This window comes from Dactylosporangium sp. CS-047395 (assembly GCF_050942185.1).
Lineage (GTDB): Bacteria > Actinomycetota > Actinomycetes > Mycobacteriales > Micromonosporaceae > Dactylosporangium.
This window is the reverse complement of record NZ_CP192015.1, coordinates 3,374,024-3,396,555: the sequence shown is the minus strand read 5'-3', so window position 1 is coordinate 3,396,555 and position 22,532 is coordinate 3,374,024. Positions and strand designations below refer to the sequence as shown.

Genomic DNA, 22,532 nt, shown 5'->3' with positions numbered 1-22,532 from the left:
AGATGCTGCTGCTGTTGCTCCACGGGCTGGGCGGGACCGGTTCGGTCTGGGACGGTTGGGGGCCGCTGCTCGCCGACCGGTGGCCCGGCCGCGTCGTGGCCCCCGATCTGCCGGGCCATGGCCGGGCGGGGGAGCTCGCGGAGTACACCTTCGAAGCAATCGCCGACCACGTGCTGCCGCTGGTCGAGGAGCCCGCACGCACCGTGGTGCTGGGGCACTCCCTCGGTGGTGTGGTCGGCCTCGCGCTGGCCGCACGAACGCCGCTCAAGGCGGTCGTCGGGCTCGGCATCAAGGTGGCCTGGACCCAGGAGGAGCTCGACCGCTCGCAGGCGCTCGCGCAACGGCCCGTGCAGTGGTTCGACACGCGCGAGGAGGCGGTCGCGCGGCACCTGAAGGTGGCCGGGCTGGCCGGGATCGTCGGCGCGGACGAGCCGGCGGCGCTCGACGGGGTGCGCGAGGAGGACGGGCGCTGGCGGCTCAACCTCGATCCGCGGGCGTTCGCGGTCGGGGCGCCGGACATGGATCAACTCCTGCGGCGGGCGAACACCGCGGTCACCCTGGCCCGGGGCGGGGCCGATCCGATGAACACGGACGAGCAGCTGACCCGGTTCGGGGTGGACGTGGTGAGCATCGACGGGCTCGGGCACAACGCTCACGTGGAGAGTCCGGAGCGGTGTGTGGCGCTGCTCGAACGGTACAGCTGAGACTCGCGGGTGAGCGTCACCGCCAGCGCGGCGAGCGCGGCCGCGCCGGTTGCCGTCCAGCCGGTGCCGCTGGCCGTCCAGTTGCCGTAGTCGCCGCCGGAGGCGTACGGGAAGACCGGCAGGTGGCGTTCGAACGGGCGGACCAGGGCCCAGACCGTGACCGCCGGGATGACGGCGATCGCCCAGCGCTGCCCGGGGGTGGCCTCGCCGCGGGTGCGGCGCCAGGTCACCCAGGCGGTCGCGACGGCCGCGGCCGCGTAGCCCTGGCCGAGGACGGCCCAGGGGTGGCCGTACAGCTCGGCCCGCGCCCACCACACGGCGGCGGACCAGGCCGCGAGCAGCGTCGCGGTGCCGGTCGTCCGGGCCAGGGTGCGCCAGGCCAGGCCGCGCGGGGCGGGGTCGACGACGGCGGCGGCCGGCTCGTCCAGGCACCAGCCGACCGCGCCGGCGAGCAGGCCGACCGCGGTGCCCTGCAGCGGCCAGAGGGTCCAGTTGTCGAACCGGACCGCCGCGAACAGAGCGGCGATGAGCAGGGCGGCCGCCGCGACCAGGGGCCACGGGACCGCCCGGGCGGCGTGGCGGAGCATCAGGCGGCGGGGCCGGTGAGCGGGTTGTACACGGCCGCGGGCAGGCCGAGCAGCATGGTGAGCACCAGGGCGGCCACGGCGACGGCGAGGGTGGCGGCGATCAGCAGCCGCAGCCGGGTCCGGGGCGACTCCGGGTCGTGGTAGAGCGCGACGAGCAGGCCGAGGGCGCACAGGGCCAGGAGGTAGACGATCCAGAGCTGGGGCGAGCCGGGCAGCGCGACCCAGTGCCCGGTGCCGGTGTTCCAGCCGAGCGGGCCGTACCAGTAGGTCCAGGGCCAGACCACCCGCCAGCGCCAGGTCGACTCGAAGTTGCCCTGCATCAGGATCGTGACCAGCACGAGCAGGACGACCGCGAGCGGGGTGACGCCACGGCCGGGCAGCCAGCGGGCGAGGAGCAGGCCGAGCAGCGGGCCGCCGAGCGCGGGGAGCACGCCGGAGGCGAACATCACGGCGAACACGTGCCCGTCGCCGAACGGGCCGAACGGCACCGTCGCCGGCGCGGGTGGGTGGATCGCGTACTCGGCCAGGGCGGCGGCGTACCAGAGCAGCGCGGTGGCGACGGGGACGACCACGGCCCCGGCGAGCGCGGCGGTACGGGTGCGCTCCGGCACCGCGACGGAGCCCGCGGCCGCGGCGGCGCGGTCGGAGCGGCGGGCCAGCCCGGCCATGACGATGAGGCCGAGGACGCCCAGCAGCGCGGCCGGGCCGATCATGCTCAGCGCCGAGGACGAATATTCGCCGCCGGCGGTGGTGGAGGACGAGGAGCCGGCGAGGTCGATCGCGGTGACCACGGCGAGCAGGGCCGCGCCGAGCCAGTAGAGCTTGGCCGTGAGGTAGTGGCGGATCTCCCGCCGGGTCAGCACGCCCAGCATGGGCGCGACGGGGGTGACGGCGGCGGTCATGCCACGGCTCCTTCGACATCGGCGCTGCGCAGCAGCAGGTAGGCGTCCTCGACCGTCGGCTCGACGGCGGAGGAGCCGGGGGCGGGCCGGCCGCCGACGGAGCGGACCAGGCCGGTGCCGGTCCGCCAGGTCTGCACCGCGCCGGGACTGGCCTCGGCGCCCTGGTGGACCCGGTCGGCGGCGGTGGCGAGCAGTTCCGGGACGGTGCCGTCGAAGCGGACCCGTCCCCCGTCGAGCACGACGACCCGGTCGCAGAGGGCCGATACGTCCTCGGTCTGGTGGGTGGAGATCAGCACCGTGCCGGGGCGGCCGGACAGCAGGCCGCGCAGCGAGGCCCGCTGCTCGGGGTCGAGGCCGGTGGTGGGCTCGTCGAGGATCAGCAGGGCGGGGTCGCCGAGCAGGGCCTGCGCGATCGCCAGGCGGCGCCGCTGGCCGCCGGAGAGGGCCTTCACCTTGACCGTGGCCCGCTCGGCCAGCCCGACCAGGGCGAGCACCCGGCGTACCTCCTCGTGGCGGTTCGTCGTGTCGGCCCATTCCTTGAGCACGGCGATGTAGTCGAGGAACCCGAACGCGGTCATGCCGCGCGGGAACACGACCTCCTGCGGCAGGTACCCGATCCGGCGCCGGGCCGCGGTGCGCTCGGCGTGCGAGCCGGTGACGGCGTGGCCGGCCACGGCGACCGTGCCGGTGCTCGGCGCGAGGGCGCTGGACAGCACCCGCAGCATGGTGGTCTTGCCGGCGCCGTTGGGGCCGAGCAGGCCGATCACGCCGGTGCCGAAGCGCAGCGTGGTCGGGTGCAGCGCGACGGTACGGCCATAGATCTTGGAAACGTCGACGAGGTCGGCGGTCATCGGGCGGCTCCCCGGGCGTGGTGGGTGGTGGTGACGTGCACGAGCACGACGGCGAGGACGGCCACGACGAGCGCCGAACCGGCCTGCCCGGCGGGTGGTGGCCAGCGGGTGCAGCCCGCCGGTACCGGCCGCGACCGAGGCCAGCACCAGCCAGCCGGCGGCCACCGCGGCGGTCGCGGCCCGGGCCGTGAGCCAGGTCAGCAGGATCAGCGCGGCCACGGTCAGGGCGAGCCCGGGCAGCAGCCAGGTGGCGAAGTACCCGTGCAGGGCCGGCACGGCCAGCGCCGCCACCACGGTCAGCGGCACCGCCGCGGTCAGGGCGGCCGCGGTGCGCAGCAGGGCGAGCCGCAGCCTGGAGTACGGCGTGGTCCCCGAGACCTCGCGGAAGGGGTCGGTGGCGTCGTAGGTGGCGATCACCGCGAGCACCGGGATGAGCGGCGCGAGCAGCAGGAACATCGTGGCCGGCCCGCCCGGCAGCCGGACCGGGGCCAGCCCGGCGAGGAAGGCGCAGCACACCGCCGCCCCGACCGCCACGGACCAGGACAGCCGCAGGTCGCGGGCGGCCGCCACGACGACGAGGTCGGACTCGGGCACGCCGAGCCGGGCGAGCATCCGCAGCGGCCAGGGCGGCCGGGGCCGGGTGATCTCGGCGTGCACCGCGTCCCAGAGGACACCCACGTCCGGCACCAGCGGGCGGGCGCCCGCCCGGCACGGCGCGCACACCGTCACGTGCTGCTCGAGCGCGGCCTCGGCCACCGGGTCGAGCCGCCCGGCCGCGTACCCGCGCCAGGTCTCGTCGTCGACGTGCCAGCTCATGCCAGTCCCTCCAGCAACTGCCGGCGCAGGCGGGCCTTGGCCAGCCGTACCCGGCTCTTCACCGTGCCCTGCGGCACCCCGAGCAGCAGGGCGGCCTCGCTCGTGCTGAGCCCGTCCAGCACCGTCACCTGCAGCGCCTCCCGCAGCTGCGGGGACAGTCCGCGCAGCGCCGCGCCGAGGTCGCCGTGCTCGACGGCGGCCAGCAGCTCGTCCTCGGCGCTGCGCAGGCTCGGCGACAGCGCGGCGACCACCTGCTGGCTCACCGGCGTCGGCCCGCGCCGGACCCGCAGCCGCGAAACCAGCTGCCGGATCGCGATGCCCCACAGCCAGGCACCGACGTCGCCGTCGCCGCGGTACCGCCGCGCCTGCTGCCACACCGCGACGAACGTGTCCTGCAGGGCCGAGGCGGCCAGCTCCTCATCCGGGGTGCGCCGCCGCAGCCGCAGCGCCAGCCACGCCGAGTGCCGCTCGACCAGCTCGCGCAGCGCGCGTTCGTCACCGGCCGCGACCCGCGCCAGCAGGTCGGCGTCGCTCGGTGTCGGCGTCTGCATGCCACCACTGTCGCGGTCCGGGCCGCGATCGGATCACCGTCGCGGCGACTTTTTTCCGATCCGGGCGGAGGACGGACGCCAGGACGTCAGGACACCGTGTCGAACACGACCGACCAGGGGCCGGGTGCGCCCAGGATGCGGCCCGGGGCGTCGTTGCGGGGCTCCAGCACCTCGCGGGCCAGGGCGCCGAAGCGCTCGGCGGCCGGATGCGGGGCGCGCCGGGGCCAGACGGCGGAGGTCTCCTGCCACAGCGGGTCGCCGGCCAGCGGGCGCCACGCCACGCGGGGCTCGCGGCGCACGGCGTCCTCGCGCTCCAGGCCGATGCCCAGGCCGGCCAGGACGAGGCCGCAGAGGAACTCCGGGTTGCGGGCGTGCCGCACGCGCGACGGCACGAAGCCCAGTTCGCGGCAGGCGTTGATGAGGGTGTCGTACCACTGCGGCGCCGTCGCCCGCGGGAAGACCACGAGGCCCTGGCCTGCGAGCTGGTCCACGGTCAGCTCGGTGAGCCGGGCCAGGGGCGAGACGCGGGGCAGCACGACGCCGAGCCGGACGCGCGTGACGGGGCCGCGGCGCAGGTCGGCCGCGGTGACCGGGTGGTGGACCAGGCCGACGTCCAGCCGGGCGCCGGCGAGCAGGTCGAGCTGCTCGGCGGTGGTGAGCTCCTGCAGGTCGACGTCGAGGCCGGGGGCCTGCTCGCCGAGGCGGCGCAGCAGCTCGCCCAGCGCGGCGGCCGGGGTCTCGGGCGGCACCCCGGCGCGCAGGGTGCCGAGGTCGCCGTCGCGGATGCTGTGCATGAGCGCGCGCAGCCGGCGTTCGGCGCCCAGGAACTGCGGGGCCTCGTCGCGCAGCGCCCGGCCGGCCGCGGTGAGCTCGGTGCCGCGCGGCAGCCGGTCGAACAGCGTCACGCCCAGTTCGCGCTCCAGCCGGCGCATCGCCTGGCTCAGCGGCGGCTGGGCGATGCCGAGCACCTCCGCGGCCCGGCCGAAGTGCAGCTCCTCGGCGACGACGAGGAACTGCCGCAGATGCCTGGAAAGGTCGGCCATACAGTGACCCTATGGTAATCGAGGAGGTCTTCGCCGCCGCCGGGGTCCGGGGACGGCTGCACGCGTGCGACATCGACTCGGGCCGCGCGGTCGGGGTCGGCGCGGACGAGCCGGTCGTCCTGTCCTCGATCGTGAAGGTGCTGCTGGTCCTGGAGTTCGCGCGGCAGGCCGCGGCCGGGGTGCTCGACCCGGCCGAGCGGGTCGTGATCGGGGCCGGCGACCGGTTCGGCGGCTGGGGAACGGCCGGATGCGCCGACGACGTCGAGATGTCCCTGCGCGACCTGGCGTACTTCGCGATGTCCATCAGCGACAACACCGCCGCCGACGTGCTGCTGCACCGGCTCGGCGGCCCCGACGTGCTCGGGCTGCTCGCGGCCGAGCTCGGGCTGCACCGCACGCGGATCGTCGGCGGGCCGCGGCAGATGCTCGAGTCGATGTTCGCCGACATCGGCGCGCGCGACGACGCCGAGTTCGCGCGGCTGTTCCCGACGCTGCCGCCGGAGCGGGTGGCGGCGCTGCGCGTGTTCGACCCGGCGCGCACGACGTCGAGCACGCCGCGGGAGCTGACCCGGCTGCTCGGGCTGATCTGGCGGGACGAGGCCGGGCCGGCCGGGGCCTGCGCGGCGGTGCGCGGGCTGATGGCGCGGCAGATGTCGTGGACCCGGCTGCGGTCGGGCTTCCCGGCCGACGTGCGGGTCGCGGGCAAGACCGGGACGCTGCCGGGGCTGGCGATGGAGATCGGCGTCGTGGAGTACCGGAGCGGCAGTCGTTTTGCGGTCGCGGTCTTCATCGACGGCGGCCCGGCGCCCCGCATCGACGCCGACACCGCCCTCGGCCGGGCCGCCGCGGCCGCCGTGAACCTGCTGCGTGAGCAGGGCTGATATCGGATCGGCTATCGCTCGTTCGGTCCACCGGTCTTGGACAGGCCGCGGCCGGGACTGCTTGGGTGGGCGACATGTCCGACCTGAACCGACGTGCCCTGATGAAGACCGCCGTCGCCGGCACCGCCGTGGCGACCGGCCTGACCGCCCTCGCTCCCCCGGCCGCCGCGGCCCGCCCGCGCACGGGGACGTTCCGCTGGTTCGGCACCTCCGGCTGGCGCATCGACGTGAACGGCCGCACGGTCCTCGTCGACCCGTACCTGTCCCGCTATCCCACCGGCCTGTTCACCGGCGCCTTCGACCCGGGGACCCCGCTGCGGGTGGACGCGGACGCGATCGGGCCGCGGATCGGCAAGCCGGAGACGGTGCTCGTCACGCACACGCACTGGGACCACTTCAACGACGTACCGCACATCGCGAAAACCGTCGCGGGCGTGCGGGTGCTGGGGACGCTGACGGCGTACCACCTCGCGCTCGCCTCGGGCGTGCCGGCCGCGCAGGCGGTGCCGGTCAAGGGCGGCGAGGTCCTCGACTTCGGCGACTACACCGTGGAGGTGGTGGCCGCGCTGCACAGCCGCAACCCCGCGTACTCCCTCGCCTTCCCGGGCGTGCGGGTGACCCAGCCGCCGGCGCCGCGGACGATCGCGGACCTGCCGGAGGGCGACACGCTCGCGTACCAGGTCTCGATCGCCGGCGGGCCGAAGGTGTTCTTCATGGGCGGCAGCGACTTCGTCGAGCGCAACCTGACCGGCCTGGCGCCGGACGTGGCGATGGTGGCCCTGCCGTCCGGCGGGATCGTGCACGACTACACCGCGCGGCTGCTCAAGGCCCTGGAACATCCGCGGGTCGTGGTGCCGGTGCACTGGGACGACTTCGAGCGGCCGCTGCAGAATCCGCCGGTGGCGCCCGCTGCCGACGCGGCCAAGCTGGACGCGTTCGTCGCCGAGATCCGGCGGGTGTCGCCGCGGGCGCGGGTGCTGCGGCCGGAGTACGAGACGCCCTACAGCTTCTGACAAGACTCTTACATTCACGGCATCGATTCGCTTCTATCGTGATTGGAGATCGTCGATGGGAGTGCGTTATGTCAATGCAACGGCTGACGAGGGCCGCCACCGTCGTGAGCCTCCTGACCGCCGGGATCGTGGCGCCCGGCACCGCCGCGAGCGCCGCGATCCCGGCCCCGCCCGCGGGCTTCACCCAGATCTGGGCCAGTGACTTCGACGGGGCGGCCAACACCGGCCTCGACACCGCGACCTGGATCTACGACACCGGCCCGGGCAGCAGCTTCGGCACCGGTGAGATCGAGACCATGACCAGCAGCACGCAGAACGTGTACCGCGACGGCAACGGCCACCTGATCCTCAAGGCCAGGCACGCGGGCACGAACCCGGCCACCGGCTGGACCTCCGGGCGCGTCGAGACCAAGGCGACCTTCGGGGCCGGCGCGGGCGGGGTGCTGCTGGTCAAGGCCTCGATCCAGCAACCGGACGTGACCACGGCCAACGGCGCCGGCTACTGGCCGGCGTTCTGGATGCTCGGCGCCCCGCTGCGCACCGGCACCCCGTGGCCGACGTCCGGCGAGATCGACATCATGGAGGACGTCAACGGCCGCAGCTCCGTCTTCGGCACCCTGCACTGCGGCACGAACCCCGGCGGCCCGTGCAACGAGTCGACCGGCATCGGCAGCGGCGAGCGCGCCTGCGCCGGCTGCCAGACGGGCTACCACACCTATGCGGTCCAGATCGACCGCTCGGTCAAGCCCGAACAGATTCGCTGGTACCGCGACGGCGCCAACTACTTCACCGTGAACGCCAACCAGGTGCCGGCCGCGACCTGGAGCAACGCCGTCGACCACCCCTTCTTCATCATCTTCGACCTGGCGATCGGGGGCGGCTTCCCCGGTGCCTTCGGCGGCGGCCCCAACGCGGCCACCGCGGGCGGCCACGCGATGAAGATCGACTATGTCGCCGTGTACCGGAAGTGAGGCCCTGATGCGTCGCCTGATGGTTTTTGTCGTCGTCGCGGCCCTCGTGTTCCTGGGCGCACCGCCAGCTTCGGCCGCCGACTTCTGGGGTTCCACGACCGGCATCCCCGTCTCCAGCCGGGTCATGACGTTCAAGGTGCTCAATCGCACGAACGGGCAGTACCCCGACAACAAGGTGTTCTGGACCTTCAACGGCCAGACCCACTCGATCGCCGAGCAGCAGTTCGTCGACGTGCCGGTCATCTCGGCCGCGCGGATGTACTTCCACCTCGGCACCCCGGACAGCCAGTACTCCGACTTCATCGAGCTCAACACCACCGCCGCCTGGATCGGCGTGAACACCACCCGGGTGGACGGCTTCGGCCTCAAGCTCGCGCTGCGCGTGCACACCAAGGGCGGCCAGGAGGCGACGGTCGGCGAGACCCAGGCCGTCTTCGCGCAGGGCCGCACCGCCACGTTCCAGGAGTTCGTGACCGCGATGCCGGCCCAGTTCAAGCACCTGGCCCAGGTGCAGGCGCCGTACCGGATCCTCGCGCCGAGCAAGTCCGCCCAGTTCCTGCCGGGCGGGCAGTATCAGAACTACTACAAGGCGTACACGTCGTCGCTGGGCCTGAACGTGTCGACCGGCGACGTCTTCGGCTGCGCGGGTTCACTCGCGCAGAACGCGGCGCTGTGCGGCGCCCTCAACCGGCACGTGGCCCAGCTGCCGCAGGGCCAGTGGGGCGACGTGAGCAAGTTCTACCAGGCGGCGCCGGCCAACTACTACGCGCGGTTCTGGCACAACCACGCGATCGGGAACAAGGCGTACGGCTTCCCGTACGACGACGCCGCCAACCAGTCGAGCTTCATCGCGCTGAACAATCCGCAGTACATGCTGATCGCCGTCGGCTGGTGACGCTCAGCTGAGCCTCATCCCTGGCGGGTCGGCCTGATCGTGAGGTCGCCGATCTCGACGTCGTCGGGCTGGTCGATCGCGAACGCGATGGCCCGCGCGACGGCGTCGGGGTCGATGCCGAGCTCCGCCATGTGCTGCTGGGCCTGCTCCCGCACCGCGGGATCGTCGACGGCATGGTCGATGAGCTCGGTCCGCACGTACCCCGGCGAGATCGACGTCGTGCGCAGCACCCCGTCGGTGCTCTCCTGGCGCAGCGCCTCCAGCAGCGTGCGGACCGCGTTCTTCGTTCCGGCGTAGACCGCCTGCGTCGGCACGATCTTCAGCCCCGACGTCGACACGACGGTCACCAGGTGGCCCGAGCCCTGGCGGCGGAACACCGGCAGGGCCGCGGCGATCCCGTGCAGGATGCCCTTGACGTTCACGTCGACCATGGCCGACCACCCCGCGAGGTCGAGGTCGGCCACCGGCCCGATCCGGCTGACCCCCGCGTTGCCGACGAGCACGTCGAGCCGCCCGAACCGCTCGACGGCCAACCCCACCAGCGCCTCCAGGTCCGCGGCGGCGACGACGTCGACCTTCAAAGCGGCAGCGGTACCGCCTGCCGCCCCGCCCGCGAGCTGGTCCGCGAGCCCGGCGAGCTGAAGCTGAACGCGGTCGCGAAGGCGTGCGGGATCGGCCAGGGCACGCTCTACCGGCACTTCCCGACCCGCGAGGACCTCCTGTCCGAGGTGTACCGCCAGGAGGTGGGCGACCTCGTGGCCGCCGCGCCGCAGCTGCTGGAGACTCTTCCCCCACTGGACGCCCTGGCGGCGTGGTTCGACCGCGTGGCGGCGTACGCCCGCATCAAGCGTGACGTGTTCGCCGCCGTCGAGGCCGCCACCTGGCGCGACCTGGCCGCCCACAGCCTGGGCCCGATCGGCGACGCGGTGGAGCTGCTGCTGGTCGCGGGCCGCGCGGCGGGCACCGTCCGCCCGGACGCGCAGGCCCGGGACGTGATCGTGCTGATCAGCTGGCTGTCCCGGCTGGACGACGCGGAACTGGACGCGCGCGGTCCGCGTTTGCTGTCCATCCTGGTCGACGGGTTGCGAGCTGCGACAATGTGACCCATGCAGGCGGTCCGCTTCAGCCGATTCGGCGGCCCTGAGGTTCTCGAACTCGCCGACCTCCCCGACCCTCATCCGGGTCCGGGCGAGATCCGGATCGCGGTTCGCGCGGCCGGCGTCAACGCCAGCGACTGGAAGAAGCGCGAGGGGCTCATGGACCAGGAGCTCCCGCAGACCCTGGGCTACGAGGCCGCGGGCATCGCCGACGAGCTGGGCCCCGGCGTGACGGGCGTGGCGCTCGGCGACCGGGTGTATGGCTTCTCCAGCGCCGGCGCGGCCCAGGCCGAGCTGGCGGTGCTGTCGCACTGGGCCCCGATCCCACCCTCGCTGAGCTTCCCGGAGGCGGCCGCCCTCCCGGCCGCTGTGGAGACGGCCTGGCGCGCCCTGGACCAGCTCGGCGTCGCCCGCGGCGGCACCCTGCTCATCAGCGGGGCGTCGGGGAGCGTGGGCAGCGCCGCGGTGCAGCTGGCGGTGGCCCGCGGCGCCCGGGTCATCGGCACGGCCGGCGCGGACAACCAGCAGTACGTGCGGTCGCTCGGCGCCTTCTCCGTGCCGTACGGCGAGGGCCTGACCCAGCGCGTGCGCGCGCTCGCCCCGGACGGCGTCGACCTGGCGCTGGACGTGGCGGGCAGCGGCGTGCTCCCGGAGCTGATCGCCCTGGCCGGCGGCGACCCGGACCACGTCGTAACGATCGCCGACTTCGCGGGCGCGCAGCAGCACGGGGTGCGGTTCAGCCGGGGCGACACCGGCCGCGCCCTGCACGCCCTGGCCGAGATCGGCCCGCTGATCGACGCCGGCCGGTTCGCGCTGCCGGTCGCGCGGACGTTCCCGTTGGCCGACGTGGCCGAGGCGCACCGCGTGAGCGAGCAGGGCAAGGTACGCGGAAAGCTGGTACTTCTGGCACATTAGGGCGCCGTGGCACCTGACACCCCGCTCATGGTCTGGCTCCCCGGCGAACGAGAGTCCTGGCTGTCCCGCGCGGCCGCCCTCGACCACGGGCGCGAGCAGCCCGACTGGGCCGCCGCGGCCACGCGCGCGGGCCGGTTCGCCGATCTGACCCCGCCGCAGGTCGCGTGGCTGCTGTCGCGCGGGCCCGAGGCGGTGGCGCGGCGCCTGCTGCCAACGGACCTGCCGGTGTGGCAGCCGCAGCGGATCGACCTGGTCCGGGTCGCCGTCGCCCGGTTCGGCCCGGACGCGCTGCCGCTGGCCCTGGAGGAGGCCGGGGCGAACGCGGACGGCCTGGGGTTCGTGCTGTTGCCGTTCCGCGCTCCGGAGGCGGCCATGCTGGTCGCCGGGTGGCTGCGGAACCTCGGATCGTCGCGGTTGTTCGCGCGGCTGTGGTTGCGGCGGCACGCGGAGACGGCGGTGCGGGCGCTCACGCCGGTCGCGCAGGGCAAGCCGGGGCGGCCGCGGCAGCACGCCGACGACGCGCTCGGCTACCTGTCCGTTGCCGTACCCCCGGACTCGCTGCTGCCGCCGGCCATGGTCGCCGCGCTCGGGTCGGAAGGACGGCTGCCGCGGTGGGCGCGATCCGTGCCCGCGCCGGTGGCGGACGAGGAAGCGGCCCGGTTGATCCGCCTGCTGACCCGGTCTCGGCTGGCCGACCCGCCCGAACCCGCGCCGGGCGACGCGGGCGTTCCGGTCGTCGTCGAGTCGTCGGCGGCCGTGCAGCCGCTCGTCGCCCCGGCCGGCCCCGAGCTCGAGCGGGCGGTCGCGCGGTGGGAGCGGACGACGGTGGCCGCGTTCGGGCGGTCGTTGTTGCGGGCCTGGCTGGACGACAAGATGCCGGCGGCCGAATCGTGGGTGCTGCTCGCGCAGGCGCACATCGGCGACGACGCCACCATGGACGAGCTGGCCCCGCTGATCCGGTCCTGGCCGCCGAAGAGCCGGTACGCGCGGGCCATCGACGGGTACGCGGTCCTCGCCACGGCCGGCACCGACACGGCGCTGCGGCATCTGCTGGCCATCACGGCGAACATGTCCGGCGGCCCGATGAACGATCGGGCGAACGACTACCTGCGCCAGGCCGCCGCGCGGCGGGGGCTGTCGCCGGCGCAGCTGGCCGATCGGCTCACCGTGACGCACGGGCTGGACGCGGGGCTGACCCTCGACTACGGGCCGCGGGTGTTCACTGTGGACATCGACGAGCACCTGACGCCGTTCGTGGTGGACCGTGACGGGCGGCGGATGGCGCGGCCGCCGAAGCCGGGGGCCAAAGACAGCAATCCCGACGCGTACAAGCAGTTCCAGCAACTGGCCAAGGACCTGCGGGCGACCGTGGTGGCGCAGACGGCGCGGTTCGAGCGCGACATGCTCACCCGGCGGCCGCGCCCCGCGCGCGATCTGCACGACGTGCTGCTGCCGCACCCGATCCTGGGCCCGCTCGCCCGGCGGCTGCTGTGGGGCGACGGCGACCGGGCGTTCCGGATCGCCGAGGACGGCAGTTTCGCCGATGCGCGCGATGCGAGCACGACCGTCCACCCCGACGCGCAGATCGTGATCGTGCATCCGGCCGAGCTCGGGGCGGAGCTCGCCGGGTGGTCGCAGCTGCTCCTGGACTACGAGGTGCTGCAGCCGTTCCCGCAGGTCCATCGGCCGGTGGTGATGCTGACCGAGGCCGAGCGCGGGGCCACGAGCCTGGCCGGGTTCGGGCCGGTCCCGACCGGGCGGCTGGACGCGCTGCTGAACGGGCGGCGGTGGCACGGCAACGCGCACCAGCTCTCGAGCAACCGGCACACGCAGCTCGCCCACCCGCTCCCCGGCGGGCGGTCCCTGCTGGTCGAGCTGAGCCCGGGCGTGCCGACCAGCGTGCGCGACCCGGACGAGGAGCAGTGGATCACCGAGATCTGGGCCGACGACGAGTGGTCGAGCCACTGGCAGCTCGCCCGGCGCACCCCGCTGGGCGCCTGCGACCCGGCTGCACTGTCCGAACTGCTCGTCGCGCTGTACGCGCTGAAGGAGTGATCAGTGCGCGTACCGGTCGCCGGCGTGCTGCTCCAGGGCCTCCTTGACCAGCTCGTCGCCGAACGCGCTGGTGCTGGTCAGGAAGAACACGCTGTACGGGCGGGACCAGAACCGTGCGGTGCCGTGGTCGCTGCCCAGCGCCGTGTTGCTCGCCGGCGTGCACACCAGCCAGCGGCTCGCGCGGTACGGGCGGATGTACACCGTCGCCATGAGCGACCACGGGAACGTCGTGTCCTGCCCGCCCAGCGTCACAGTGATGCCGGTCGCGTCGATGCGCGTCGGGCGGGTGTCACGGGCGCTCACCGCCCACTGGAACAGCTTCCACCCGAGGCCCGCGCCGCCGCCCAGGATCAGCAGCCAGCTCAGCAACGTGAACAGGACGCCGTCGAACAGGCCGAGCACGATGCCCGCCACGAACACGGCGGCGAAGCGGAACGTGGCCGGGCCGTGATGGCGGTACGGATTCGGGATCAGCTTGCGCTTGTCCTGCTGCGGCGGGCCGTACGGAACGGGGCCCGGCGGGGGAACGGGCATTGGCGCGGGCGGCATCTTGACGGTGACCGACTCGCGCCGCGTCGGAGGAGCCTGCGTGGCCACCGCCGGTTCCTTGAGCGTCCCCCCGTCCTGCGGCGGAATCCAGGCCGGCACCGAGACCGGAGCAGCCTCCGGCGTAGTCCTGAATGGCGTTGTCTTCAAAAGGGGTTCGTTGGCCCGCATCGCGAGGTACCGCAGCGCCCCCTCGGCCACCACGAGCTCCGGATGCTCGACCCGCCGCGGCGAGCGCCCGGTCGCCTGACCCAGCAGCGTCCCCACCAGCGGCGTGCGCGTCGCCCCGCCGACCAGGAACAGCTCCGCCCGGTCGTCCCGCCCGATCTTGGCCCGGCGAAGCACCTGGTCGGTCATCGACACCGTACGCTGCAGCAACGCCCGCGCGTCGCGCTCGAAGTCGCCGCGCGTCACCGACACGTCCTCGTCGACGAGCGGCACCTGCACCCGGGCCACCCGTTCGGTGCTCAGCCGCTCCTTCGCGCCGCGGCAGTCGTCCCAGAGCAGCCGGGCCGACCAGCGGTCCGGGCCCTCGGGTTCCATGAGCCGGGCCCACTCGTCGGGGTACCGGTCGCCGACCGAGCGCCCGACCCGCTTCTGCACCACCTCGTCGAGGTCGAGCCCGCCCACGTCGCCCAGCCCGGCCTTGGCCAGTTGCTGGAACTCGCGGCCGGTCCGCAGCACGGCGGTCACGTCGCAGGTGCCGGCGCCCAGGTCGTACACGATGAGCGGGTCCCCGTCGGCGACCGTGGCCCCCGACGCGATCAGCTGCGCGGCGGCCGCCTCCGGCTCGCTGACGAGCGTCGGCTGGTGCAGCCCGGCATGGCCCGCGGCCGCGCGCAGCACGCCCTGCCGGTCGGCCGACCACGCGGCGGGATGCGTCAGCACCACGCGCAGGCGGTCGGTTCCGGCGAGGCGGACCGCCTCGGCGTACACCTGCGCGAGGGTCGCCCCGATCAGTTGCGCGATGTCGAACTCGTCGCCGCCGAGCAGGACCCGCTTCTCGTCGATGCGCCGCTTCGGGTTGGGCTCGTAGCGGCCCGGGTCGAGGCGGGCCGAGCGCACCGCCGCGTTGCCGGTCACCAGCGAGCGGTGCTCGTCGGCCCACACCGCCGAGGGCAGCAGCGGCCGCCCGTCGAACTGCAGCGCGAACGGCGTCTCCCCCGGCGGCTGCAGGTACGCGACCGTGTTCGTCGTGCCGTAGTCGATGCTGAGCCGGAACTCGCTCATTGCGATCCCCCTTGGAGGGCGAAGATGACGACGGCGACCACGGCGACCAGGACGAGCGCGGCCCCGCCGACCATCAGCAGCAGCCGCGACGAGATGCGCGAGGCGGGCGACGGCGCGGCCGAGGAGCGCGTGACCGTGCCGGCGAGCGCGGCGACCGGACGCTGCCGGACGGTCGTGCGGCGCTCGGCGAGCAACAGTTCGGACCGCTCCGGCCAGATGTCGTCGAGCCCGGCGGCCAGATAGAAGTCCCGCGCCGCGAGCTGATCGACGCGGGCCTTGCCCACCAGCGTCTGCGGAAACCGGCGAAGAGCAAAGGCAAGCGGCGGCGGTACTTCCGGTGCGTCCTCCCGGGCCAGGAACTTCAGCACGTCGTGGAGCGCGCGCCCGTTCTCGGTCTCCAGTTGCGCCCCGAACACGGCGAACAGCAGCCGGTGCCACCGATCCTGCGCGACCTGCGCATCGCCGGGCAGGAACGGGATGCAGTAGATGAGGAAGTCGGTGCGTTCCAGCGCGGTGTGCGCGGCGTCCAGCGCCTCCTGCTCGAACCGCCGGTTCTCCGCCGCGCTCAGCAACAGCTCGGTGATCTGCACGTCGGAGCCGGTGTGCCGGTTGGCCAGTTCGATCAGGTCGGCGAGCGCGATGCGGTCCATCAGCGCGCGGATGCCCGGCGACTGCAACGCGGGCGGCACGCCGAACGAGGACGCGAGCTGCGCGAGCTCCACAATGGACGCCGGGGCGGCGCTCGCGTTGCGGCCGTGGCCGGCCCAGGCGCGCAGGTGCGCGTCGACGAGCGCCGGGTCGAACGCGGAGCGGCGCAGCGACTCGCGCAGCGTCTTGCTGGCCCCGGAGCGCATCGCCCGCTGCACGACGAGCCGGGTGATGACCTGGCTCGCGCCCGGGTACTGCGCGCCGAGCGCACCCGCGGGCTGCCACGCCTGGTAGGTGGTCGCGAGGTCGCCGTCGTTGAGCTTGGCCGCCTCGGCCTCGATCTGGCGCTGCCCGGCCTCGGTGCGCAGCAGGTCCAGGTGCTCGGGGGCGGCCTGGCCGGAGCCGACCGCCTGCAGGAGCGTGGTCTGCAGGATGCGCCCGCCGACCACCACGTCGCTCTGCCACTGCCGCACATCCGCGGACCCGGCGATGGCCCGCCCGCCGCGCAGCGGGGCCAGCTCGGCCGCGCCGCCGCGGCGCCACATGTCGGCGAGCTGTTGCGCGAAGCCGTCGACGCGGACCGTACCGTTGCCGGGGTAGAGCCGCTCGCGGGTGGCCGCATAGCCGCTCCCGCCCGTGACCGCGTCGAGGAACACCAGCCGGGGCAGATCGGGGTCGGTGTCGTCGTCCTCGTTCGCGGCGAACGTCAGGTCGCGCACATCGCCGAGCACGTCCACGAGCCCGCGCACCAGGGCGGTGGCGGGCGCGTCCGGCATGACCACGGTGAGCGGGGCGGCCGGGTTGGCCAGCACCCGGTCCAGCAGCTCGTCGAAGGCGGGCCCGGGGTCGGCCGGCGGCTGGGCGTTGGCCGCGTCCGCGTGCTCGCGCAGGGCCGCGTAGGGCACCGCGCCGAGCCGGCCCGGCGGATACGCCCCGGGGTCGTTGCGCCCGGCCCAGTGCGGCCAGTGTTCGAGTCCGAGTGCGAGCTGCACGTTCACGAGCTCGGCCGGCCCGATGAGCGCGTGCGCGATCGCGGCGCCCGGCCGGTTCTTGTCGTCCCGCGCGGGCACCTTGTGCAGGATCACGCCGGTGCCCTCGATGCGCAGGTACGCCAGCGCCGGGCGTTCGTTGCGCCCCGGCGCGCGGGTGATGCGCAGGGCGAGCCGCTCGTTCCACCACGCGACCGCCGACTCGGCCAGGGAGGTGGCGTCGGGGCCGACACCGTCCTGGCCGCCGCCGGCCGCCGCCCGGGCCCGCCAGCGGAACACGATCTGGTCGATGCGGCCCGTAGGTTGCGTCATCGGCGCTCCTTCAGTTGCCGAGCACGGACCGGTCGAGCACGCCGGTCATGGCGAACAGGGACAGCAGCGGGCGCAGCACCCGCCGCGGGCCGAAGCCCTCGGCCGGGAAGTGCCCGTCCACCGGCGCGACACCGGCCGCCGAGGCGTAGTGCAGGCTCACGTCGCTGACCCGGTTCACCGGCGGCAGGAAGCGCTCGGCGCCGTTCGTGGCGAGGAACTCGTACACCTCCTCGCTCTCCTCGGCGACGGTGTTCAGCCGCACGTTGTCGTCGCGGTTGAGCCAGCGCGCGACCTCGGGGCGGCGCGGGGCGAGCAGGTCGGACTTGGCCACCACCATGGCCGCCGGGATCGGCAGGAACTGGGTGGCCTTCTCGCCGCGGACCTCGACGAGCCGGTCCATGACGGCGTTGAAGGCCGGGTCGCCGTAGACGGTGGCCGGTTCGCCGAGCGCCGAGGGCAGCGCCTTCTCCGGGTCGACGACGAAGACGAGCGCGTTGACGGCGGAGAGGAACGACGTGTCCAGGAACCGGTCACCCGAGCGGCGCCGGCGCAGCTGTTCGCCGGCCACGTCGAAGAAGGCGACGGCGAAGTCGCGGCGGGCGTGCGCGCTGTACACCTTGGCCACATAACTGAACGCGATCGGGCTGATCTGGGTGAGCGGCAGCTGCTCGCGCCGGTGGCAGAACGGCTCCACGAACCGGGTCATGTAGTTGTGCTCGATCGCCTCGTCCAGCCGCTCCACGCGCAGCCCGAGGTCGGCCAGCTCCAGGTTGTTGCGCAGCGCCTCGACCATCGCGGCCAGCAGCAGGGTCTTGCCGGCCGCGCGGTGCCCGACGAGCCCGATGACGATCGGGTCGCCGTAGTCGCCGTACCGGTCGGGCAGGTAGTGCGTGGTGGCCATCCCGTCGCGCATGAGCGTGCACGAGCGCTGGGCGCCCAGCCGCCGCTCGGCGAACGCCTCCTTGGTCTCGTCGGCGCCGCGGGGGCGGAACGGGCGGTGCTGCTGGGTCTCCACGTCGACCTCGACCCGCTGCGCCTTGCTCCAGTGAATCCACTGCAGACAGATCGGGCAGAGCACGCGGCCGAGCAGCCGGCTCGGGCTCGCGAGGTTCACTTGGACCCTCCCAGATTGGTGACGACGAGGATGACGAGCAGCAGGGGGACGCCGACCACCACGAGCGCGATGGCGCCCATGATGATGCGGCTGGAGAGTTCGTCGCGGCTGTACCACAACACGTCGAGCAGGCCGCGCGAGAAGCGCCAGGCGACGCGCTGCGGGGCGTTGCGCTCCTCGCGGTACTGCCGCTTGGCGTCCACCAGCCGCCGGAACTCGTCGCGGGCCGGGCTGAGCGGCACGGCGGCCCGGGCCACGGCGGCGGCGGTGGCGGCGGGCATCGGGGAGTACTGCTGCGGGATCTTGATCGTTGCCGTGGTGGCGTCGGACGGGTCGCTGCTCTGCCAGACCGGCTCGTAGCGCGCGTCCTCGACCCGCCGCAGCAGCTCGTGGGCGTCGGGGCGGTCCCGCGGGTCGTCGGCGAAGACCCCCTCCAGCAGCGCGGACAGCGCCGAGCCGCCGCCGATCCCGAGCTCCTCGCGCACCGCCGCGGCCGCGGCCGGCCCGTGCTGCAGGGCGATGCAGAACACGACCATGCCGGCCTGGTAGACGTCGTGCGCCTCGGTGGCCAGCCGCAGCCCGTCGGGGCCCGGCGGCGGCTGCCACTGCGGGTCGAGGGCGGCCCGGGCGGGCTCGCCGACCGCGACCGTCTCGCCGAGGTTCACCAGTTGCGCGTGGCTGCCGTCCCAGAGCACGAACTCGGGGATGATCGAGCCGTGCGTGAGCCCGGCCTTGGCCAGGTGCTGGATCGCCGTGAGCAGATCGCCGAAGATGGTCAGCAGCGTCTCGGGCAGCGGCGCACCCGGCTGCCCGGCCACCGGCACCCCCCGGTACGTGCTGGTCACGTGCGGGTTCGTCCCGTTGAGGTCGTGGTCGACGACCCGGGACAGCTGCGGCGGGTAGGTGCTGCCCGGCAGCGCGCCGAGCAGGTTCCCGGCGTGGACCTCGGCGTGGACGAGCCGCTGCGCGTCGGCGTTGCGCGCGGTTCTGCGCAGCACTCGCTCACCGGTCGCGCTCAGGCGGCCCCACTGCAGCTCGAACTGGTCCGTGAAGCGCCGGTCCGGATCGAACTCGATGTGCACCGTCATGTGGGCAGTCGCTCCCCGTCGTCGGCGTTGATGGCGAACAAGGTGTAACCGTTGTCGACGTACAGGACACCGTCGCCGACGACCGGTGCGCGGGTGACGACGATGTCCGGCGCGGACCATCGGGCGGTGCCGTCGTGGCGTTCGTAGGCGCGCAACACGCCGGCGTCGACCACGAACACCAGTGTCCGGGTCGCGTGCACGCCCGGCCACACGGCGACCCCGGGCACCCGCCACAGGATCTCTCCATCCGGGCTCAACGCGGTCACCCCGCCGGGTTCAGATACGAAAACCGTCCCGTGTACCGCATGTGGCACGCCCTCCCCGCTCCGCCGCCAGCGCAGCGTCCCGTCGGCCGGGTCGAGGCCGAGCAGTTCGCCGGCGGCCGGCTGCACCACGATCTCGGCGGTGGCGGTGGGCGCGACGCGCGGCGGCAGCCCGGGGCGGCGGAAGCGCGGCTCGCCGTCGTGCACGCCGAGGGCGAGCAGCTCGTCACCCGCCCGGACGAGGACCAGGTCGCCCGCGGTGGCGAGGGCGGCGGCCGGCGCGGGCAGCTCGCCGTGGCCCCATCCGGCGCTGCCGTCGCCGCGCCGCTCCCGCACCATGCGCCCCTGCACGATGGCGACGCCGCCGGGCAGCGGCACCGGGCGTAGCGTCGCGGCCGCCGTGCGCCACGTCTCCTCCCCCGTGCCCGCGTCGACGGCGAAGAGGTTGCGCTTGCCCGGGCCGAGCACGTGCACCTGGCCGTTCGCGTAGACCGGCTCACTGTGCGCGACCACCGGGACGCGCCACTGCTCGGTGCCGGTGCGCAGGTCGAGCGCGACGGTGCTGGTCCGCGTCGTGCTGATCAGCGTCCCGCCGGCGACGACCGGGCGGTGGCCGGGTGCGGGCGGTTCTGGGTGGCGCCAGCGTTCGGTGCCGTCGCCGGCCTCCAGCGCGTGGATGCCGTCGTCGGCGCTCACCACCACGGTGTCGCGGGCGACGACGACCTCGCCGCGGGCCATCGCGTGCCCGGCCCGCCACGGACGGTTACGGCCGGCTCGCAGCAGGTTGCGGGTGGCCTGCTCGCGGGCGGCGATCGCGGCGAGCACCGGCGCGGGCAGCCACGGCCCGGTCGCCTCGCGCAGCCCGCTGGCGAGCCGCTCGCGCACCTGCCGGGCGGTGGGCCGGTCCTCCGGGGCGGCCTCCAGGCACTTGCGCAGCGTCCAGGTCATGCCGGCCGGGACGCCGACGAGGTTGGGGGCGCTGTAGTGCACGGCGTAGAGGTACTCGGCCATGGTCTTGCCGTCGAAGGGCAGCCGCCCGGTGGCCGCGCGCACGAGCACCGCGGCGAGCGCGAACACGTCCGAGGCGGGCGTGCCGGCCTTGCCCGCGAACCGCTCGGGGGCGATGTAGCCGACGGTGCCGTGGAAGTACTGCGACGCCGTGAGCCGGGGCGCGTCATCCGGCCGGGCGATCCCGAAGTCGATGATCTTGATCTGGTCCTTGAGCACGAGCACGTTGCTGGGCTTGAGGTCGCGGTGCACCACCCGCGCGTTGTGGATCGCCGCCAGCCCGTCGGCGAGGGCCGCCCCGAGCCGCCGCACCAGCTCCTCCGGCAGCCCGCCGGCCAGCTCTTCGACCTCCGCGAGGGTGATCCCCGGGAGGTACTCGGTGGCCAGCCACGGCGGCACCCCGCCCGGATCGGCGTCGAGCACCCGGGCCGTGTGCGCCGAGCGGATCTTCGCCGCCAGCTCCACCTCGCGCCCGAACCGCTCGACGAGCTCGGCGTCGTACCCGCTCCCGTCGTGCAGGGTCTTGACCGCCGCAGCCGCCCCCGAGGCGTCGCGGCCCAGGAAGACCTGCCCCATGCCGCCGGCGCCGAGCCGCCCGAGGAGGCGGTAGGGCCCGAGGCGGCGCGGGTCGTCCGGCCGTAACGGGTCAACCACCGCTGCTCACGAGGTCCATGGTGCCTGCCTCGCGCAACTCCCGGCTCCTGCGCGCTGTGGCGTTGTTCCACCACAGCCCGGAGGAGTCATCGAAGCGGTATTCCCGCTGGAGCCACGGACCGTACTCGGCGACGAGGTGAACCGCGTCGACGATGTACTCGGCCTGCGCCTCGGACAGGTAGTAGGCGAAGCTCACCCGCGCCCACCCCGGCTTCACCCCGAGCCGCCCGCTCACGGCCTCTCGCGCCAGCCCCTCGGCCTGTGCACTTGTGATGCCGAGCAGCTCGTGCCCGTACGGCCCGGCGCAGGAGCACCCCCCGCGCGCCTGAATCCCGAACAGATCACTGAGCAGCGTGACGACCAGGTTGTGATGCACGTTCCGCACCGTGAACGACACGATGGGTAGCCGGTCGGCGTCGAGCTCGCCGAGCACCGTGATCGTGGGGTCGGCCCGCCACGACCGGATCGCCCGCTTGACGAAGGCGTCCTCGCGGGTCCGCATCGTGCGCTGACCGACCGCCCGGTGCAGATCCATCACGAGCCCGGCCCGGACCGACTCGAGAATGGCCGGCGTACCTCCCTCCTCCCGCTGCACGACGTCGTCGGCGTAGTGGTGCGCGTCCCGGTGCACGTAGACGATCGTCCCGCCCCCGGGCACGGTCGGGACCGCATTGCGCACCAGGTCCTTGCGCACCACGAGCACGCCGGGCGTGCCCGGCCCACCGGGAAACTTGTGCGGCGACAGGAACACGGCATCGCGCCCGTGAGCCGCGTCGATGTCCACGTGCGGCCCGGCGGCGGCGTAGTCCCAGGCGGCGAGCGCGCCGTAGCGGTGCAGGAGGTCGCTGACCGCGTCGACGTCGGTCTTCACCCCGGTGACGTTCGACCCGGCCGAGAACGACCCGATCATCGTGCGGTCGCGGTGCGCTTCGAGCTGGTGCTCGAGGTCGTCGGGGTGGACCCGGACCACCTCGGCCCCGGACTCGCGCCACAGCAGCTCGTTCGAATGATGCTCGTACGGCCCCACGAACACCACCGTCCGCCGGTCCGGCCGCATGATCCGCACGAACTTGTCGATCGCCGCCGTCGACCCCGACCCCGTGAAGATCACGACCTGGTCCGCGCCGGCCCCGACCGCCCTGTGCACGGCTTCGCGCGCCGCTTCGCGCATGGTGGTCATCCGCCGCCCGGTGGCACTGGCCTCGGTGTGCGTGTTGGCGTACCACGGCATGACCCGCGCCCGAATCTCGTCCTCGATGAACCCCAGCACCCGCCCGGAGGCGGTGTGATCGGCGTAGACGAGCGGCCGCTCCCCGAACGGCCCGGCCACCGGCATCCCGTCGCCGACGACCGACTCCCTGACCCGCCGCACGATGGGCGGCTCTTCCAGCACCATGAC

Annotated in this window: 20 protein-coding genes and 1 pseudogene; 9 read left to right on the top strand and 12 right to left on the bottom strand. The window is 74.1% G+C overall.

What is annotated here, in order from left to right; translation table 11 throughout:
* Positions 1 to 2 precede the first annotated feature (2 nt).
* Positions 3 to 704, top strand: coding sequence for an alpha/beta fold hydrolase (locus ACQP00_RS15960; protein WP_433219708.1), 702 nt, complete (start codon positions 3 to 5; stop codon positions 702 to 704).
* Here the strand turns inward: ACQP00_RS15960 and ACQP00_RS15955 are convergent.
* From ACQP00_RS15955 to ACQP00_RS15935, 5 genes are all read right to left on the bottom strand, one after another.
* Positions 653 to 1,291 carry a hypothetical protein gene (locus tag ACQP00_RS15955; protein ID WP_433219706.1) on the bottom strand — a complete coding sequence of 213 codons (639 nt, stop codon included), beginning with the start codon at positions 1,289 to 1,291 and terminating at the stop codon, positions 653 to 655. The two genes, ACQP00_RS15960 and ACQP00_RS15955, sit on opposite strands and share 52 nt — an antisense overlap.
* Complete coding sequence (locus ACQP00_RS15950; protein ID WP_433219704.1) at positions 1,291 to 2,193, bottom strand: hypothetical protein; 903 nt, start codon at positions 2,191 to 2,193, stop codon at positions 1,291 to 1,293. Before ACQP00_RS15950 ends, ACQP00_RS15955 begins: the two co-directional genes overlap by 1 nt.
* A complete protein-coding gene (locus ACQP00_RS15945) occupies positions 2,190 to 3,860 on the bottom strand; it encodes an ATP-binding cassette domain-containing protein (RefSeq protein WP_433219702.1) in 1,671 nt (556 codons plus the stop codon). The genes ACQP00_RS15950 and ACQP00_RS15945 overlap by 4 nt, the downstream gene beginning before the upstream one ends.
* A complete protein-coding gene (locus ACQP00_RS15940; RefSeq protein WP_433219700.1) occupies positions 3,857 to 4,411 on the bottom strand; it encodes an RNA polymerase sigma factor in 555 nt (184 codons plus the stop codon). The genes ACQP00_RS15945 and ACQP00_RS15940 overlap by 4 nt, the downstream gene beginning before the upstream one ends.
* An 86-nt stretch (positions 4,412 to 4,497) precedes the next feature.
* Positions 4,498 to 5,454: a LysR family transcriptional regulator gene (locus ACQP00_RS15935; RefSeq protein ID WP_433219698.1), complete on the bottom strand. Its 957-nt coding sequence runs from the start codon at positions 5,452 to 5,454 to the stop codon at positions 4,498 to 4,500.
* Between the two features lie 11 nt (positions 5,455 to 5,465).
* Between ACQP00_RS15935 and ACQP00_RS15930 the strand changes: the two genes are divergently transcribed.
* The 4 genes from ACQP00_RS15930 to ACQP00_RS15915 all read left to right on the top strand — a co-directional run bounded on the left by ACQP00_RS15930 (position 5,466) and on the right by ACQP00_RS15915 (position 9,214).
* Positions 5,466 to 6,335: a serine hydrolase gene (locus tag ACQP00_RS15930; RefSeq protein ID WP_433219696.1), complete on the top strand. Its 870-nt coding sequence runs from the start codon at positions 5,466 to 5,468 to the stop codon at positions 6,333 to 6,335.
* A 74-nt stretch (positions 6,336 to 6,409) separates the two neighbouring features.
* Entirely contained in the window at positions 6,410 to 7,348 is a 939-nt protein-coding gene (locus ACQP00_RS15925; protein WP_433219694.1) for an MBL fold metallo-hydrolase, read from the top strand.
* A 68-nt stretch (positions 7,349 to 7,416) separates the two neighbouring features.
* Positions 7,417 to 8,319: a glycoside hydrolase family 16 protein gene (locus ACQP00_RS15920; RefSeq protein WP_433219692.1), complete on the top strand. Its 903-nt coding sequence runs from the start codon at positions 7,417 to 7,419 to the stop codon at positions 8,317 to 8,319.
* A gap of 7 nt (positions 8,320 to 8,326) precedes the next feature.
* Positions 8,327 to 9,214, top strand: a complete 888-nt coding sequence (locus tag ACQP00_RS15915; RefSeq protein WP_433219690.1) for a glycoside hydrolase family 64 protein — start codon at positions 8,327 to 8,329, stop codon at positions 9,212 to 9,214.
* A 14-nt stretch (positions 9,215 to 9,228) separates the two neighbouring features.
* Here ACQP00_RS15915 and ACQP00_RS15910 read toward each other — a convergent pair whose 3' ends face one another.
* Positions 9,229 to 9,795 carry an SDR family oxidoreductase gene (locus tag ACQP00_RS15910; RefSeq protein ID WP_433219688.1) on the bottom strand — a complete coding sequence of 189 codons (567 nt, stop codon included), beginning with the start codon at positions 9,793 to 9,795 and terminating at the stop codon, positions 9,229 to 9,231.
* Between the two features lie 36 nt (positions 9,796 to 9,831).
* On the opposite strand from ACQP00_RS15910, the pseudogene ACQP00_RS15905 reads away from it, so the two are divergent.
* The 4 genes and pseudogenes from ACQP00_RS15905 to ACQP00_RS15890 form a co-directional block, all read left to right on the top strand.
* A pseudogene (locus ACQP00_RS15905) lies at positions 9,832 to 9,900 on the top strand (hypothetical protein); the annotation flags it as partial.
* 57 nt (positions 9,901 to 9,957) lie between these two features.
* The gene (locus ACQP00_RS15900; protein ID WP_433223867.1) at positions 9,958 to 10,317 is read left to right on the top strand and encodes a hypothetical protein; all 360 of its coding nucleotides are present in this window, start codon (positions 9,958 to 9,960) and stop codon (positions 10,315 to 10,317) included.
* Positions 10,318 to 10,320: 3 nt separating this feature from the next.
* Complete coding sequence (locus tag ACQP00_RS15895; RefSeq protein ID WP_433219686.1) at positions 10,321 to 11,226, top strand: NADP-dependent oxidoreductase; 906 nt, start codon at positions 10,321 to 10,323, stop codon at positions 11,224 to 11,226.
* Between the two features lie 6 nt (positions 11,227 to 11,232).
* Positions 11,233 to 13,281, top strand: a complete 2,049-nt coding sequence (locus tag ACQP00_RS15890; RefSeq protein WP_433219684.1) for a DUF4132 domain-containing protein — start codon at positions 11,233 to 11,235, stop codon at positions 13,279 to 13,281.
* On the opposite strand, the gene ACQP00_RS15885 is transcribed toward ACQP00_RS15890, so the two are convergent.
* The 6 genes from ACQP00_RS15885 to ACQP00_RS15860 are packed head-to-tail and all read right to left on the bottom strand — an operon-like array spanning position 13,282 to position 22,529.
* Positions 13,282 to 15,057, bottom strand: coding sequence for an Hsp70 family protein (locus tag ACQP00_RS15885; RefSeq protein ID WP_433219682.1), 1,776 nt, complete (start codon positions 15,055 to 15,057; stop codon positions 13,282 to 13,284).
* Positions 15,054 to 17,006 (bottom strand): hypothetical protein, encoded by a 1,953-nt coding sequence (locus ACQP00_RS15880; RefSeq protein WP_433219680.1) that lies wholly within the window; start codon positions 17,004 to 17,006, stop codon positions 15,054 to 15,056. The genes ACQP00_RS15885 and ACQP00_RS15880 overlap by 4 nt, the downstream gene beginning before the upstream one ends.
* Before the next feature lie 10 nt (positions 17,007 to 17,016).
* Positions 17,017 to 18,120, bottom strand: coding sequence for a hypothetical protein (locus tag ACQP00_RS15875; protein ID WP_433061061.1), 1,104 nt, complete (start codon positions 18,118 to 18,120; stop codon positions 17,017 to 17,019).
* Complete coding sequence (locus ACQP00_RS15870) at positions 18,117 to 19,208, bottom strand: hypothetical protein (protein ID WP_433219678.1); 1,092 nt, start codon at positions 19,206 to 19,208, stop codon at positions 18,117 to 18,119. Before ACQP00_RS15870 ends, ACQP00_RS15875 begins: the two co-directional genes overlap by 4 nt.
* Positions 19,205 to 21,133, bottom strand: a complete 1,929-nt coding sequence (locus tag ACQP00_RS15865; protein WP_433219675.1) for a protein kinase domain-containing protein — start codon at positions 21,131 to 21,133, stop codon at positions 19,205 to 19,207. The genes ACQP00_RS15870 and ACQP00_RS15865 overlap by 4 nt, the downstream gene beginning before the upstream one ends.
* Complete coding sequence (locus tag ACQP00_RS15860; RefSeq protein ID WP_433219673.1) at positions 21,126 to 22,529, bottom strand: aminotransferase class V-fold PLP-dependent enzyme; 1,404 nt, start codon at positions 22,527 to 22,529, stop codon at positions 21,126 to 21,128. The genes ACQP00_RS15865 and ACQP00_RS15860 overlap by 8 nt, the downstream gene beginning before the upstream one ends.
* Positions 22,530 to 22,532 lie beyond the last annotated feature (3 nt).

Coding starts and splice junctions, on each gene's coding strand:
- ACQP00_RS15880 (WP_433219680.1), bottom strand. CDS start 17,006: ATGACGCAACCTACGGGCCGCATCGACCAGATCGTGTTCCGCTGGCGG.
- ACQP00_RS15920 (WP_433219692.1), top strand. CDS start 7,417: ATGTCAATGCAACGGCTGACGAGGGCCGCCACCGTCGTGAGCCTCCTG.
- ACQP00_RS15915 (WP_433219690.1), top strand. CDS start 8,327: ATGCGTCGCCTGATGGTTTTTGTCGTCGTCGCGGCCCTCGTGTTCCTG.
- ACQP00_RS15860 (WP_433219673.1), bottom strand. CDS start 22,529: ATGGTGCTGGAAGAGCCGCCCATCGTGCGGCGGGTCAGGGAGTCGGTC.
- ACQP00_RS15955 (WP_433219706.1), bottom strand. CDS start 1,291: ATGCTCCGCCACGCCGCCCGGGCGGTCCCGTGGCCCCTGGTCGCGGCG.
- ACQP00_RS15960 (WP_433219708.1), top strand. CDS start 3: ATGCTGCTGCTGTTGCTCCACGGGCTGGGCGGGACCGGTTCGGTCTGG.
- ACQP00_RS15885 (WP_433219682.1), bottom strand. CDS start 15,057: ATGAGCGAGTTCCGGCTCAGCATCGACTACGGCACGACGAACACGGTC.
- ACQP00_RS15950 (WP_433219704.1), bottom strand. CDS start 2,193: ATGACCGCCGCCGTCACCCCCGTCGCGCCCATGCTGGGCGTGCTGACC.
- ACQP00_RS15895 (WP_433219686.1), top strand. CDS start 10,321: ATGCAGGCGGTCCGCTTCAGCCGATTCGGCGGCCCTGAGGTTCTCGAA.
- ACQP00_RS15930 (WP_433219696.1), top strand. CDS start 5,466: ATGGTAATCGAGGAGGTCTTCGCCGCCGCCGGGGTCCGGGGACGGCTG.
- ACQP00_RS15945 (WP_433219702.1), bottom strand. CDS start 3,860: ATGAGCTGGCACGTCGACGACGAGACCTGGCGCGGGTACGCGGCCGGG.
- ACQP00_RS15925 (WP_433219694.1), top strand. CDS start 6,410: ATGTCCGACCTGAACCGACGTGCCCTGATGAAGACCGCCGTCGCCGGC.
- ACQP00_RS15940 (WP_433219700.1), bottom strand. CDS start 4,411: ATGCAGACGCCGACACCGAGCGACGCCGACCTGCTGGCGCGGGTCGCG.
- ACQP00_RS15935 (WP_433219698.1), bottom strand. CDS start 5,454: ATGGCCGACCTTTCCAGGCATCTGCGGCAGTTCCTCGTCGTCGCCGAG.
- ACQP00_RS15870 (WP_433219678.1), bottom strand. CDS start 19,208: ATGACGGTGCACATCGAGTTCGATCCGGACCGGCGCTTCACGGACCAG.